Annotated in this window: 1 protein-coding gene; it reads right to left on the bottom strand. The window is 70.1% G+C overall.

Annotated elements, in window-relative coordinates:
- Positions 1-536, bottom strand: a 536-nt coding sequence (locus B552_RS0126915) for a DDE-type integrase/transposase/recombinase (RefSeq protein WP_019452164.1), incomplete at both ends; no start/stop codon positions are given.

Below are 536 nucleotides of genomic sequence, written 5' to 3'. Positions count from 1 at the left end.
AAGCAGCGATGCTGCAGCAACTCGGCCTTGAGCGTGCGGTGAAACCGCTCGTCCTTGCCTTGCGTCTGTGGGTGATAGGGCCGCGAGTGGCTGACCGCGATGCCCAGCTGCATCAGCCAGACCGTCAGCGCCGTGTAGCCCAGCCCGTCGGCGTCCCCGCCCCAGGGTGGCCCGTTGTCCATGGTCATGCGTTGGGGCAGCCCGTAGCGCCGGAATGTCGCGATCAGTCGCGGCTGGACCGTGGCGCCGCGCTGGTCGCCACAGGCCGCCAGGCACAGGTTGAAGCGCGAATGGTCATCGAGCACCGTCAGCGGATGGCACAGCCCGCGTGCGTTGCGCACGTAGCCCTTGAAATCCATCTGCCACAGGTCATTGGGCGCCGCGTGCTCGAAGCGCAGGAAGGGCGGGCGTCCGGCAGCCTCGCCTTCGCCCAGCCGGCCGTGGCGGCGCAGGATCTCGTGGACGGTGCTGGCCGCCGGCACCTCGGGTGCCCCGGCGTTCTGCAGCAGCCGCGCCAGCTTGCGCGCGCCCCAGTA

The organism is Cupriavidus sp. BIS7 (genome assembly GCF_000292345.1).
Taxonomy (GTDB): Bacteria; Pseudomonadota; Gammaproteobacteria; order Burkholderiales; family Burkholderiaceae; genus Cupriavidus.
The sequence above is the reverse complement of the archived record's forward strand: the minus strand, read 5'-3'. Positions and strand labels throughout refer to the sequence as shown.